Origin of the sequence: Joostella sp. CR20 (assembly GCF_038433465.1) — a bacterium.
GTDB lineage: Bacteria > Bacteroidota > Bacteroidia > Flavobacteriales > Flavobacteriaceae > Galbibacter.
Genome location: NZ_JAESVF010000006.1, coordinates 102,197 through 116,855, shown reverse-complemented (window position 1 = coordinate 116,855; position 14,659 = coordinate 102,197). Strand labels below are relative to the sequence as shown.

12 protein-coding genes are annotated in these 14,659 nt (G+C 35.3%); 6 read left to right on the top strand and 6 right to left on the bottom strand.

What is annotated here, in order from left to right; translation table 11 throughout:
- Nucleotides 1-3: 3 nt before the first annotated feature.
- Both ggt and JMA43_RS09725 read right to left on the bottom strand, forming a co-directional pair.
- Nucleotides 4-1,686, bottom strand: coding sequence for a gamma-glutamyltransferase (ggt, locus tag JMA43_RS09730; protein WP_342156320.1), 1,683 nt, complete (start codon nt 1,684-1,686; stop codon nt 4-6).
- Nucleotides 1,687-1,689: 3 nt separating this feature from the next.
- Entirely contained in the window at nt 1,690-2,274 is a 585-nt protein-coding gene (locus tag JMA43_RS09725; protein WP_342156318.1) for an acyl carrier protein phosphodiesterase, read from the bottom strand.
- Between the two features lie 220 nt (nt 2,275-2,494).
- Between JMA43_RS09725 and JMA43_RS09720 the strand changes: the two genes are divergently transcribed.
- Together JMA43_RS09720 and glmM are read left to right on the top strand one after the other, a co-directional pair.
- Nucleotides 2,495-3,520 carry an L-dopachrome tautomerase-related protein gene (locus JMA43_RS09720; protein WP_342156317.1) on the top strand — a complete coding sequence of 342 codons (1,026 nt, stop codon included), beginning with the start codon at nt 2,495-2,497 and terminating at the stop codon, nt 3,518-3,520.
- Between the two features lie 10 nt (nt 3,521-3,530).
- Nucleotides 3,531-4,919, top strand: coding sequence for a phosphoglucosamine mutase (gene glmM / locus JMA43_RS09715; RefSeq protein ID WP_342156315.1), 1,389 nt, complete (start codon nt 3,531-3,533; stop codon nt 4,917-4,919).
- Between the two features lie 405 nt (nt 4,920-5,324).
- On the opposite strand, the gene JMA43_RS09710 is transcribed toward glmM, so the two are convergent.
- Nucleotides 5,325-6,233: a lysophospholipid acyltransferase family protein gene (locus JMA43_RS09710; RefSeq protein WP_342156314.1), complete on the bottom strand. Its 909-nt coding sequence runs from the start codon at nt 6,231-6,233 to the stop codon at nt 5,325-5,327.
- A 56-nt stretch (nt 6,234-6,289) separates the two neighbouring features.
- Between JMA43_RS09710 and JMA43_RS09705 the strand changes: the two genes are divergently transcribed.
- On the top strand, nt 6,290-6,937 hold the full coding sequence (locus tag JMA43_RS09705; RefSeq protein ID WP_342156313.1) for a rhomboid family intramembrane serine protease: 648 nt from the start codon (nt 6,290-6,292) through the stop codon (nt 6,935-6,937).
- A 102-nt stretch (nt 6,938-7,039) separates the two neighbouring features.
- Nucleotides 7,040-7,726, top strand: a complete 687-nt coding sequence (locus JMA43_RS09700; protein WP_342156312.1) for an SIMPL domain-containing protein — start codon at nt 7,040-7,042, stop codon at nt 7,724-7,726.
- 75 nt (nt 7,727-7,801) lie between these two features.
- On the opposite strand, the gene JMA43_RS09695 is transcribed toward JMA43_RS09700, so the two are convergent.
- Nucleotides 7,802-8,911, bottom strand: coding sequence for a TlpA disulfide reductase family protein (locus tag JMA43_RS09695; RefSeq protein WP_342156310.1), 1,110 nt, complete (start codon nt 8,909-8,911; stop codon nt 7,802-7,804).
- Between the two features lie 128 nt (nt 8,912-9,039).
- Nucleotides 9,040-9,540: a hypothetical protein gene (locus tag JMA43_RS09690; RefSeq protein WP_342156308.1), complete on the bottom strand. Its 501-nt coding sequence runs from the start codon at nt 9,538-9,540 to the stop codon at nt 9,040-9,042.
- Nucleotides 9,541-9,609: 69 nt separating this feature from the next.
- On the opposite strand from JMA43_RS09690, the gene JMA43_RS09685 reads away from it, so the two are divergent.
- Complete coding sequence (locus tag JMA43_RS09685; protein ID WP_342156390.1) at nt 9,610-12,504, top strand: FAD-binding and (Fe-S)-binding domain-containing protein; 2,895 nt, start codon at nt 9,610-9,612, stop codon at nt 12,502-12,504.
- A gap of 28 nt (nt 12,505-12,532) precedes the next feature.
- Here the strand turns inward: JMA43_RS09685 and JMA43_RS09680 are convergent, their stop codons facing one another.
- Nucleotides 12,533-13,363, bottom strand: coding sequence for a UDP-2,3-diacylglucosamine diphosphatase (locus tag JMA43_RS09680; RefSeq protein ID WP_342156306.1), 831 nt, complete (start codon nt 13,361-13,363; stop codon nt 12,533-12,535).
- A gap of 186 nt (nt 13,364-13,549) precedes the next feature.
- Here JMA43_RS09680 and aroC point away from each other — a divergent pair, with 186 nt between their 5' ends.
- Nucleotides 13,550-14,620, top strand: a complete 1,071-nt coding sequence (gene aroC, locus JMA43_RS09675; protein ID WP_342156304.1) for a chorismate synthase — start codon at nt 13,550-13,552, stop codon at nt 14,618-14,620.
- The last annotated feature ends 39 nt before the right edge of the window (nt 14,621-14,659 follow it).

Below are 14,659 nucleotides of genomic sequence, written 5' to 3'. Positions count from 1 at the left end.
TTTTTAATATCCAACGGCTGTATCGTCTCCTCGCTTGTCGGCACCAGCTTCTAGCTCATCGTTTGGAAGCACCAAAATAGCGTCTACAAGTCCGATAATTCTTGCGTTAGATTCGTTAATTTTATAACCGAGTTCTTTTAAAGTTTCAATTGTTTTTTTATCAAAAGCATTGGGTTCCATTCTGATTTCATCTGGCAACCATTGATGGTGAAAACGTGGAGCATTTACAGCTTCCTGCATCCCCATATCGTAATGCGCTACATTTAAAATTGTCTGTAAAACAGAAGTGATAATGGTAGAGCCACCTGGAGTTCCAACAACCATAAATAGTTTTCCGTTTTTTTCGACAATAGTAGGAGTCATACTACTAAGCATCCTTTTTTCTGGAGCTATACTATTTGCTTCGCCACCAATAAGTCCGAACATATTTGGAGTTCCAGGTTTTGAGCTAAAATCGTCCATTTCATTATTGAAAAAGAACCCTAATTCTTCGGAATATAATTTAGAACCATACGCGCCATTCAGCGTTGTAGTTACAGAAACTGCATTTCCGAAGCTATCAACAATAGAAAAGTGCGTGGTTTCGTCACTTTCAATAATCTCGATATTTCCGTGAGAAACATCTTCAGACGGGGTTGCTTTTTCGTAAGAAAAAGATTCCATTCTTTGGTTTAAATAAGTGTTGTTAGTAATTTCCGAAACAGGGATTTCTGTGAAATCTGGGTCACCTAAAAAATAAGCTCTATCGGCATATGCTCTGCGTTCGGCTTCTGTGATAAGTTGAATTGCTTTTACTGAATTGTGTTGCGTATCGAGATTATACAATTCAATCATTTTCATGATTTGTGCTAAAGTGATTCCGCCACTACTAGGAGGGCCCATTGAAATAACTTTCATGTTTTTATACTGAAATTCGATGGGGTCTCTCCAAACAGCGCGGTATTTTGATAAATCTTCTAAAGTGATGATTCCTCCATTTTGCTGAAGAAATGCTACCATTTTTTCAGCTACAACACCTTTATAAAATCCGTCTTGACCTTGCTTTTTAATAATTTCTAAAGTTTTGGCAAGGGCACGGTATTTAATAGAATCATTTTCAGAAAAATGATTTGCAAAAAGTACTGTGTCACTACTTGTTTCAGCAATAATATTTCGAGCATAGGCAAGTTTCTCTGCTTGCTTTTTGGTAACAATAACACCTTTATTCGCCATGTCAATAGCAGGTTGAATAAGGGTTTCCATCGGTAGAGAGCCAAATTTTTTATGAATTTCAAAAATTCCAGCAACCGTTCCAGGAACACCAACTGCTGTGGCACCGACAGTACTTTTATTTGGAATGATATTTCCTAACGAATCCAAATACATGTTTTTTGAAGCCAAAATCGGCGCTTTTTCTCTAAAATCGAGTGAGCCAGTAGTACCATCATTTAACCGATATACCATAAAACCACCTCCACCAATATTTCCAGCAAAAGGGTAGGCAACCGCCAACGCAAATTTGGTAGCAATCATGGCGTCAAAAGCATTTCCGCCTTGTTTTAAAATATCTACTCCAATTTTAGAAGCTTCCACACGTGCAGAGACTACCATGCCGTTTTGGGCAGTAACACCGAGATTGTTTTTATGTTTCTCTTTGCAACTACTAATAAATACAATAGCAAAGAGTAATATTATTTTCTTTATCATAGGTTATAGGGAGTTAAGCTTTTGAGTTGAAAACGTACGTAATTCTTCAAAAAATGAAGTAAATTCTGTTTCAAATTCGCGATAATGTGTTTGTAAATCTTCAATGGCAAAATTCATTTTCGATTTGTTTTTTGTTCTACGATTCATGCCGTCAAGAACTCTTGAAATCCCATCGAGTTTTGCATAATTCAGCAACCAATTATCGGCAATCATATAAGGCATTAGTTTTTTTACATTCATTGGAAGTATCGCATAGTGTTCTCCCAATAAATCGTAAAAATTATCTACATAAATATCTAACGGAGTTTCAGAATAGTCACTCCAATTTTTAGCTAAAAAATGATCGTAAAAAATGTCTACAATAACTCCGCTGTAATGCCCGTAGTTTTTGTGTAATTTTTTGGTGCTGAGACGAACAGTTGGGTGAGCATCGGTATACGTATCGATTTCCCGATGTAATAAAATACCTTTTTTATATCCTTCGGGATACTTTAGATATTGTTTCCCTCGGATGCTATCAGCCATAAAGTTTCCTACTTTTACTTCAGGGTTTTCTCCAGATAAATAAATGTGCGCTAAAAAATTCATTTACTAAATGTACAAATTCCATTGAAATGGCACTTACTTTTTACGATAATATCTTACAATAGTTGAATAATTTTCTATAAGTTGAATTGACAAAATTCAACACTTAATTCTTTCAGTATAAATAAATAGCGTTGATTTACAAGTTCGATAACTATTTTGAATGCGGAATAGAACACTAATTTGCATCTGAAAACCGTTATATTTGCTAAAAAGTAAAGAAATGAGAATACTATTTTATGCACTTTTTACAATGTTAATTGTAGGCTGTAGTGGAAATTCTGTTCAAACTGTAGCAACTTTTCAAGGGCAACAAGTTACAGGGGTAACCGTAAGTAATTCTGGACGAGTTTTTGCCAATTTTCCAAGATGGAGAGCAGGGGTTGAGAATGCTGTTGTAGAAGTAAAAGACGGGAAATCTGTAGCCTTTCCTTCGGAATCTTGGAACAATTGGGAGCTTGGAAAACCGCTTGCAGAAACTACTTTTGTAGCTGTGCAATCGGTGGTTGCTTCGGGTGATAAATTGTATGTTTTAGATACTCGAAATCCTAAATTTAAAGGGGTTTTGGGAGCGCCTAAAGTTTTTGTTTTCGATTTAAACACCAACAATTTATTGAAAACTTATACATTTCTTAAAAATGCGTATCACAAAGATTCGTACATTAACGATGTTCGTATCGACGAAAAACGTCAATTGGCTTATTTTACAGATTCTGGACATGCAGGAATTGTAATATTGAACTTGAAAAATGGTAATACGAAGCGTGTTTTAGACAATCATTCTTCCACAAAAAGTGAACAAGACTTTTTAACGATTGATGGTGAGAAATGGGAAAATACAGTGCATTCAGACGGGATAGCGCTCGACCTTAAAAATGATATGCTGTATTTTCATGCGCTAACAGGGTATAGTTTGTACAGAATTCCTGTTGAGATTTTAGTGAAAAAGAAGAAAAGTGAAGTAGCAGAAAGTGTAGAGTTTGTTACTAAAACGACTGCGCCAGATGGAATGATTATGGATGCAGACGGGAATTTGTATTACGCCGATTTAGAACATCATAAAATAATGAAATACGATGTGCAAAATAACCAAGAAACGGTATTTTTAGATAGCTCAGAGGATATTCAATGGGCAGATACATTTAGTATTTTTAACGGAGAATTGTATTACACAAATTCGGCAATTCATTTGGCAAAAGGGAGTATCGAAGATATTTCGTTCAGTATAAAAAAAGTTAGTTTAAAATAAGATATAACAGATGACATTAATAAAATCAATATCAGGAATTCGTGGAACTATTGGCGGAGCAACAGGTGAGAATTTAACGCCTTTGGACGCTGTGAAATTTGCTTCGGCATATGGAACATGGTTAAAATCGCAAGCTAAAGGTGAAAAATTAACCGTTGTAATAGGTCGCGATGCTCGAATTTCTGGAGAAATGATTCAAAATTTAGTTGCATCTTCTTTGGTTGGTCTCGGTATCAATGTAATCGATTTAGGTCTTTCAACGACGCCAACAGTAGAAATTGCTGTTCCGTTGGAAAAAACCGATGGAGGAATTATTTTAACCGCAAGTCACAATCCGAAGCAGTGGAATGCTTTAAAATTACTCAATAATAAAGGGGAATTTTTAAGCGGTGCCGACGGGCAAGCTATTTTAGAAATTGCCGATAGCGAAGATTTTAATTTTGCTGAAGTTGACGATTTAGGCGAAATTACAGTAAACGATTCTTATATCGATATTCATATTGACGAAGTGTTGAATTTACCTTTAGTTGATGCTGAAAAAATAAAGCAAGCTAAATTTAAAGTTGTGGTTGATGGTGTGAATTCTACAGGAGGCATTGCTATTCCGAAGTTATTAAAAGAATTAGGAGTAGAAGTGGTTGAGTTGTATTGCACACCAAACGGTCAGTTTCCACACAATCCAGAACCGTTAAAAGAACACCTTACCGATATTTGCGAATTGGTTGTAAAAGAGAAAGCCGATTTGGGAATTGTAGTAGACCCAGATGTAGATAGACTAGCATTTATTAGTAACGATGGAGAAATGTTTGGTGAAGAATATACGTTGGTGGCTTGTGCCGATTATGTATTGGGAAAAACAAAAGGAAATACGGTTTCTAATATGTCGTCTTCAAGAGCACTTCGTGATGTTACTGAAAAACATGGAGGAACTTATGAAGCTTCGGCAGTTGGCGAGGTAAATGTTGTTACACTCATGAAAAAGAATAACGCAATTATTGGAGGAGAAGGTAACGGCGGAATTATTTATCCTGAAAGTCATTACGGTCGTGATGCTTTGGTTGGAGTAGGTTTGTTTTTAACACATTTGGCTGAAAAAGAAATTTCGGTTGCCGAATTGCGTGCGAGTTATCCATCGTATTTTATGAGTAAAAAGAAAATTGCTTTAACTCCAGAACTCGATGTGGATGCTATTTTAAAAACAATGGAAGAGCGCTATGCTAACGAAGATATAACTACTGTTGATGGTGTGAAGATTGATTTTCCAGAGAATTGGGTGCATTTAAGAAAGTCGAATACCGAACCAATTATTAGAATATACACAGAAGCAAGCTCACAACAAGAAGCCGATGCCTTAGCTGATAAATTTATAGCTGAAATTGGAGCTGTAGCAGGATTGTAAAGTAATAATCATATATATTGAGAGAGATTCTTTCTCTACCCAAACGCTAATTTGAATCAAGTTCAGGTTGGCGTTTGTGGTTTTTTGTAGAAGTGAAATAGAGAATGAGATAATAAGTTAAGGTTTTCTTTTAGCCATACCGAGCCTGCCTTTGTCGTTAGACAGGCGGAGTCGAGGTATCACATAAAGTTTAACTGTTGAAGTGTTTAATCGGTTAATTGTTTAGTAGAAGTGAAAGAGTTAATGAGATAATAAGTTAAGGTTCTCTCGCTGTCATACCGAGTGGAGTCGAGGTATCACACCTTTTAGGAGAAGTGAAGTGGTGACGAGTTAAGATTTTATCGGTTGAAACTTTGCAATTAAAAACAAGAAACCTCAAACAAGAAACTTAAAACCAAAAACCTCTTATGCAGGATTAGTTGCTTTTTGGAATTCAGCAGGAACTTTATTTCGGTGTTTAAATCGGTTGTGCGTCCATAAATAATATTCAGGTTTTCGACGAATTTCTTCTTCCAACATTTTGGTGTAAATGTCAGTAATTTCAAAATCCTTATACTGTTTTGGATTGTCGGTAATATTCACAATAGTTGTTTCGTAATAACCTCTTTTTATTTTCTTTACACAGAAAAAAACAATAGCCATATCAAATTTTTTGGCTAATGTTTCAGCAGCAGTATGTACCGGCACAACGGTTCCGAAAAATTCTCTCCAATAGCGAGTATGACTCACCTGTGGAGATTGGTCGTTAACAAAACCGTATAACGATAAATGTTGCTCTTTGTAATTCTTCAAAACAAGTCGTGCTGTTTCGTATCTAGAAACTAAAGTGCCACCGTGTTTTTTTCTGGTTTTCTTAATGAGTTTGTCAAAATATTTGTTCGATAACGGTGCGTAAATTCCGAAGCCATCATGCTGAATGTGCTGCCCTAATGAAAGTACCCACTCGTAATTTGCATAATGCCCGCAGAGTAGTGCTACGCTTTTGTTTTGTTTGGCATATTCATCAAGGAGTTCGGTATTATGAAATTTTGCCCTTTTCTTCATTTCTTCTTGAGACATACTTAATGTTTTTATCATTTCCATAAACAAATCGGCCATATGCTTATAAAAACGCTTTCGGATGCCAAGAATTTCTTCTTCTGATTTTTCAGGAAAACAACGTTTTAAATTTTCGTAAACCATTTTTTTACGATACCCAATAATGTAGTATAGTAAGTAGTATATAAAATCGGAAACCTTATAAAATATAGGGAAAGGGAGTATTGAAATAAACCATAAAATGGGGTAAACTAGTAGGTAAATAAGTAATTGCATTCCGTATGAATTTTAGCAAATATAGCTATATTTGATGCTAAACCTTTATTGTTTTTATGAATTTAAGCATTGTAACCATAGTTATTATTGGAGCGACAGTTTTGGCTTCTTTTAAGGGATTTAACGACTTTTCGTTCTTCGAAAAGTATAAATTCAATATCGGCGCTATTCGTCGTGGCGAACAAATTAGAACCATAACGTCTGGTTTTCTGCATGTTGACGTTTCGCATTTACTTTTTAATATGCTTACGTTGTACTTTTTCGCACCTATTGTAGTACAGTATTTTGGCGACATTAAATTTTTATTGATTTACTTCGGAAGTTTACTAGCAGGGAGCTTACTCTCACTTAGTTTTCATAAAAACGAATATCATTACAGTGCTGTTGGCGCGAGTGGTGCCGTAACCGGAATTTTATATGCAGCTATTCTTTTACAACCAGAAATGCGATTGGCGTTTTTCTTTATACCGATTCCGATTCCTGCTTATATCTTCGGAATTGGGTATTTATTATACTCTATCTACGGAATGAAATCGAGAATTGGTAACATTGGGCACACTGCACATTTTGGTGGTGCCATTGGCGGATATGTTTTAACATTGCTTTTAATGCCATCATTAATTGTACAAGAAACCTTAATGGTATTGCTTTTAGCGATTCCGATAGTTGTATTATTCGTTTTAGAAAAAACAGGAAAAATATAGTTTGGCACTCTCTTTGTTTATACTGAAATAACAAAACACAAAATCAAAAAAAGAATTGCTTTTGACTTTTCGAAAGCTTTGAAAAAACATTAAAAAGAGAATATGAAAAAAATAATTTTATTACTAACAGCATTTATTGGTATGAATAGTTTACAAGCACAAGAAGTAACACCTTCGGTTTCTGTAGTTGGAGAAGGAATAGTAAAAGTTACTCCAGATCAAGTTTTAATAAGAGTTAGAGTTGAGAACGAAGGAACTTCGGCACAACAAGTAAAAACAGAGAATGATGTGGCGATTGATAAAGTGTTGAAATACACCAAGTCGATGGGAATTAAAGAGTCGGATGTAAAAACAGAATACATCAACATTAATAAAAATTACGACTATCAAACAAAAGAATACAAATATGTAGCCAATCAATCGATTTCTATTTTACTGAAAGATTTAAGCAAGTATGCTACTTTTACTGAAGGATTGCTTAACGCAGGAATTAATAGAGTCGACGGGGTTACTTTTCAGTCGTCTGATATTGAAAGTTACAATACCAAAGCGAGAATTGCTGCTGTAAAAGATGCTAAGAAAAAAGCGGAAGAATATGCAGGTGTTTTAGGGCAAACAGTAGGGAAGGCGTTAAGTATTTCTGAAACAGGTTCTGTAAGTGCACCGCAACCTATTTATAGAATGGAAATGATGAAAGCCTCAGCAGATGCAAGTGGAAGTATGGAAACCATTGCCATTGGTGAAATGGTTATTGAGGCAGAAGTAAATGTTACTTTTCAGTTAAAATAAATTAAAAGTAATAACATAAAAAAATCCCGAAATGTAATTCATTTCGGGATTTTTTTATTTCTGTAAAAAAGATAATTAGTCTAAAATGCTAGCAATTTTATCTTTTAAAGCTTGTCCTCTTAAATCTTTTGCGATGATGTTTCCGTTTTCATCTAAAATAAAAGTAGCAGGAATTGCACGGATGTTATATTCTTGAGCAATTGGGTCTTGCCAAAATTTTAAGTTAGAAATATGTGTCCAAGGTAAATTGTCTTCTTCGATTGCTTTTTTCCAATCTTCAGCTTTTCTATCTAAAGAAACTCCAACAACATTTAATCCTTTTTCGTGGTAATCAGCATAAAGCTTTACAAGGTTTGGGTTTTCTGCTCTACAAGGCTTGCACCAAGCAGCCCAAAAATCAAGAATGGTTACTTTCCCTAAAGATTCTTTTAACGAAACAGTTTCACCTTCTGGCGTAGGACCAGAAAAATCTGGAGCCGCAGCACCAATAGAAAACTTGTTAAGCTTTTTTAATTCAGTAGCAATTGTATTTCCTAAGTCAGTGTTTTTAACATCTTCGGTTAAACCGTTGAAAAGCTCACCAATTTCTTCAGAAGTTTTTGTTTTAGCACGTAACATTTGTTGGATAACCAATAACGAAATGTATGAGTCTTTGTGGTTGGCAACAAATTCGTTTTCGTAATTTCTAGCTTCATCTTGTACTTCAACAAAAGTTTCTCTTAAGGTATTCATGGTAACAGTATCGTTTGCCTGTTGTGCTTCCATACCTTTTTTCTGAATTTCAGACATTTTATCTCTGATGTTTTTTGACCCTTGAATGAAAGCAGTAAAATCGTCATTCGAAGGAGAACCAGCAATTTTAGAGAAGTTTAGGCTGTCTTTGTAAGCTGTTACATTAATGTTTCCTTCTTCTAAAATGATTGGTAAAACACCTCTAACACCTTCAAAAAGTAAGTAGTGTAGTTGCGGACTTTCAGCTTTTCCAGAGAACTCAAATTTCCCTTGCATTACTTCCAGCGTATCAATAATTTCTGGTCGTTGTCCGTCTACTGGTTTTTGTAAATATACATGTTGTCCATCTTCAACACCATCAACACTTACGGTAACGTTATAAGTGTCTTTTTCAGTTTTATTACAAGCAACAAGTGCAACAAGTAATAAAAGAATACTTCCTATTTTTTTCATTAAAAATTATTTAAACAGTTTAGTTTGATACAAAGTTAAAATTTCATTTCAATCCTAAAAGACAATTAACAAAAAAAGCCCTAAATACAATGTATTCAAGGCTTTTAAACATTTTTGTGCTTATTTTTTTAGAATTGGTATCTAATTCCGAGTGCAATATCGAAATCAAAATCGTCGTCGTCAATATCGTTAAACCCAATTTCTGGACGGAAATCTAACGACAATAATAGCGGGAAGTTAAAATTGTATTCCACACCAATATCTCCGGCAACAAAACCATACATACCGCTGTCGTCGTGGTCGTTGTTGTCAAAGTCGTAATCATCATCGGTGTCATAACCACCTAAACCACCACCGGCACCAACGTACCAGTTAAAATCTCCTTCAATAGGAAAAACCCATTGGTAAAGACCGGTTAATCTAAAAGCGTCGTAATGATTACTGTCGCGCCATCCTAAATCCAATTCTAGTCTATTATTTGCCCCTAAGCCTCTTTGATAAGAAATTTCAGCGCCAAAGCCATCGCCATCACCTAAGCGAAGTCCTAAGGCGTTTTTTGCGATTTCTTGAGATTGAGCTGTTGTTGCAAATCCGATTGCTAAAAGACTAAATAAAAATAGTTTTTTCATAAATTTGGTTTTTGATTTGTAATACATACGTTACTAAATTAACTTAAAGTTCATAGAGTCTTGTTAAATATTTCTAAAAACCTCTTACAAGAATTGGAAGAAAAGCTTGAAGGGGCTTTATTTTTCGACGATTTGCATAAAATCATCTACGCTACAGATGCGTCTGTATATCGCTCAATTCCAACAGCTATCGCGTATCCAAAATCGATAGAAGACATCAAAAAAATCATTGCTTTTTGTAATGATTATAAATTGTCGATTATTCCGCGTACAGCAGGTACTTCACTCGCAGGACAATGTGTGGGAGATGGAATTGTTGTAGATGTTTCAAAACATTTCACTTCGATTCTTTCGGTTGATGAAACTTCTAGAACGGCAACAGTTCAACCTGGAGTTATTCGTGATGAACTAAATATGCATTTATCGCAATACGGTTTGTTTTTTGGTCCGAATACATCCACTTCAAACAGGTGTATGATAGGAGGGATGACAGGAAATAACTCTAGTGGAACCACCTCTATAAAGTATGGAGTAACACGCGATAAAGTTTTAGAAATTGAAGCTATTTTAAGTGATGGTAGCGAAGTGGTTTTTAAAAGTTTAACTGCGGAAGAATTTAAACAGAAGCTAACACTTAATACGCTTGAAGGTGAAATTTACAAGAATATTTACAAAGAACTTTCTGCTGAAGGTATTCCTAAGCAAATAGCAAACAACTTCCCGAAGCCAGAAATCCACCGAAGAAACACAGGTTATGCTGTAGATGAATTATTAAAATTGAAGCCTTTTAACGAAAACGGAGGTCAATTTAACATGTGTAAGTTGCTTTCTGGAAGTGAAGGAACTTTGGCTTTTACAACCAAAATTAAAGTTCAGTTAGATACTTTAATGCCTAAACAAGCTGTTATGGTTGCGTCACATTTTAAAAGTGTGGCCGATTGCTGTAATTCGGTTTATGCAGTGATGCAACACGATTTGTACACTTGCGAAATGATGGACAAAGTTATTTTAGATTGTACCAAGAATAACAAATCGCAATTACCAAATCGTTTTTTTATTGAAGGCGACCCAGAAGCTATTTTAATGCTCGAGCTTCGTGATGATGATGCAGAAGTTTTAGAGCAAAAGCGATTAAACTTATTAAAAACACTGGAAGAAACAGGACTTAGCTACGCTAATCCAACGCTAGTTGCTGAAGATATCGATAAGGCGGTTGAGCTTAGAAAAGCTGGATTGGGACTTTTAGGGAATATTGTAGGCGATAAAAAAGCAGTTGCCTGTATTGAAGATACGGCGGTGAGTATTGAAGATTTAAGTAATTATATTGCTGAATTTACCGAAATCATGCAAAAGCATAAGCAAAATGCAGTTTACTATGCACATGCGGGTGCTGGAGAATTGCATTTGCGTCCGATTTTAGATTTGAAAAAATCGGAAGATGTTGCCCTTTTTAGGAAAATCACTACCGATGTAGCGCATTTGGTGAAAAAATATAGAGGTTCGATGAGTGGCGAACATGGTGATGGGAGAGTGCGTGCCGAATTTATCGAGCTGATGATAAGTACGGAAAACTATCAACTCCTTAAAAGAATAAAGCAAACTTTCGACCCAAATAACATTTTTAATCCTGGGAAAATTATAGACAGCGCTCCAATGGATTCTTCTTTGCGCTACCAACCCGACCGAGAAGAACCTGAAATTGAAACCTTGTTAGATTTTTCAGATTCCTTAGGAATTTTGAGAGCTACGGAAAAGTGCAACGGTAGTGGTGACTGCCGAAAAACACATCTTTCCAACGGAGCAATGTGTCCGAGTTACCATGCTACAAAAAATGAAAAAGACACTACTCGTGCTCGTGCAAATGCCTTGCGAGAGTATTTAACAACTTCAGAAAAACAAAATAAGTTTAATCAAGAGGAGTTAAAACAGGTTTTCGATTTGTGTGTGAGTTGTAAAGCTTGTAGTAGCGAGTGTCCAAGCAATGTGGATGTTGCTACTTTAAAAGCTGAATTTTTATATCAGTATTATAAAGAAAATGCACCTTCGTTACGCGATAGAGCATTTGCTTACAACACAAAATTAAGTAAACTCGGGAGTGTTTTTCCGTGGATGGTAAACAATCGATTTTCTGGGGAGATTGTGAAAAATGTTTTAAATGTAGCTCCTAATCGAACTTTGCCTAAAATTGAAAGTTTTAATTTCAGTAAACACTTGCAATCATCTAAAAAACAATATGTTAATAAAAACAAAGTTGTTTTATATATAGATGAATTTACACAATATTCTGACATTGAAGTTGGTAAAGATGCTATTGAGTTATTAACAGCTTTAGGGTACGATATCACTTTGTATTTTGGTGAAAGCGGACGCACATTTTTGTCTAAAGGATTTTTAGAGCAAGCGCAAGCGTTGGCCAATAAAAACATTTCAAATTTAGAAAAGTTGGTAAGTTCAAATTGTCCTGTTGTAGGTTTGGAACCTTCAGCTATTTTGTCGTTTAGAGATGAATATTTGCGATTAGCATCCGATAAGGAAAAGGCTAAACATCTAGCATTGAATAGTTTTATAATAGAAGAATTCCTTTCCGAAGAAATAAAAAGAGAAAATATAACTTCGGAACAATTTTCTTCAGAAGAAAAAACGATAAAATACCATGCACATTGTCATCAAAAATCACAATCAAATACAAAAGCTACTTTCGATGTGCTCAACTTACCGAAGAACTTTTCGGTAACCATGATAAATTCTGGTTGTTGCGGAATGGCGGGTTCGTTTGGTTATGAAAAAGAACACTACGAAACGAGTATGGCAATTGGCGAATTACGTTTGTTTCCTGCGGTTCGGAAAGCTTCAGCCGATACGGTGATTGTTGCAAACGGAACAAGTTGTAGGCATCAAATAAAAGACGGAACAATGAGAGAGGCTATTCATCCAGTAACTTTATTGCGTAGAGCGTTAAAGTAATAGTTTGTGAAACAGCAATTTCGAAATGCTATTTTTTGCCAGTAATGGTGATTGCCGCCAATAACTCTTTGTAATTCATAGTTTTTAAATCTTCGTCGGAGTAAAACGGACTCAATTTATCTTCATTAAAATGGTAGAGTTCCCAACGTTTGTTGTGGTATTCTAAAGCGGTTAAATTTTCAATCCAATCGCCAGAATTCAAATAAAGACAAGTGCCGTTTTTATTGACCTTTCGAAGCATTTGAGGTTGATGTATATGTCCGCAAACAACATATTTGTATCCGTTTTCGATAGCCAAATCTGAGGCTACTTTTTCGAAATCTGCAATGTATTTAATGGCTTTTTTAACGCTGTTTTTTATCTTTTTGGAAAGTGAGTATTTCTCTTTCCCAAGTCCAACTAAAATCCAATTTATAAACCGGTTAATCAATATTAAAAAATCGTAACCCCAACCGCCAAGTTTAGCAATCCATTTGGTGTGTTGTATAGAAGCATCAAATACATCTCCGTGAAAAATCCAGGCTTTCTTTCCGTCTAAATTCAGAATTAACTTATCTAAAATATGGATATTTCCCATGGTAACATCGCTAAACTTCCGAAGCATTTCGTCGTGATTTCCAGTAATGTAATACACTTCGGTGCCTTTGGTAGATAAATCGATTATTTTTTTAATTACCTGTAAATGATTCTTTGGGAAGTAACGTTTTCTAAACTGCCAAATATCGATAATGTCGCCATTCAGAATAAGTTTTTTTGGAGAAATACTGTTAAGGTATGAGAGCAGTTCTCCTGCATGGCAGCCAAATGTACCCAAGTGTACATCTGAGATTACAACGACATCTAATTTTCTTTTTCTCAATAGTAAAAGTTTAGTATTACGAATAAAAGAAAGATTATTAGGGATTGTATTACTTGATAATTAATTATTTATGATTTGATTGTTAAGAAACCAAGCTTTTTAACAAGTAAAGTTTAATTTATGATTACGCATATTTAATTTTTGTTTCTCTTTTTTAAAAATTACATTTGTCAAAACCAAAATTTTATGGCAGGAAATTCCTTCGGAAACCTCTTTAAGTTATCAACTTTTGGCGAGTCACACGGAGCGGCTCTAGGAGGTGTTATAGACGGATGTCCAGCGGGCATTACACTAGACTTAAACAAAATACAACACGACTTAGATAGACGTAAACCAGGGCAATCTGCTATAGTTACGCAGCGTAAAGAACCAGATGAAGTACGTATTCTTTCGGGAGTATTTGAAGGAAAAACTACAGGAACTCCTATTGGTTTTGTTATTGAAAATACCAATCAAAAATCTCACGACTATTCGCATATAAAAGACAGTTACAGACCATCGCATGCCGATTATGTGTACGACCAAAAATATGGGTTTAGAGATTATCGCGGTGGCGGAAGAAGTTCTGCTAGAGAAACTGCAAGTAGAGTGGTAGCTGGTGCTATTGCTAAGCAAATGTTGGGCGATATTAAAATTAACGCCTATGTTTCTTCCGTAGGAAACATTCATTTAAACAAACACTATTCCGAAGTAAATATAGAAAACGCAGAGATAAACATTGTACGTTGTCCAGATACCGAACTTGCGAAAGAAATGGAAAATTACATTAAGCAAATTCGTAAGGAAGGAGATACTGTTGGAGGAGTTGTTACCTGCGTAATTAAGAATGTGCCTGTTGGTCTTGGAGAACCTGTTTTTGATAAATTGCATGCAGAATTAGGAAAAGCGATGCTTTCGATTAATGCTGTAAAAGGGTTTGAATACGGAAGTGGTTTTGACGGAGCAGCTTTAAAAGGGAGTCAGCATAACGACTTGTATAATGAAGACGGTACTACAAAAACTAATTTTTCTGGCGGAATTCAAGGAGGTATTAGCAACGGAATGGATATTTATTTTAGAGTAGCATTTAAGCCTGTTGCAACAATTATGCAAACGCAAGAAACTATCGATAACAAAGGAAACATCGTAGAAATGCAGGGGAAAGGAAGGCACGACCCATGTGTTGTTCCTAGAGCTGTACCAATTGTGGAAGCGATGGCTGCTTTGGTGTTGGCAGATTATACTTTGATAAATAATAGTTTACAACACACAAAATAAATTATATTTGAAACAACTTTAACGTTGTAATTAACTTAA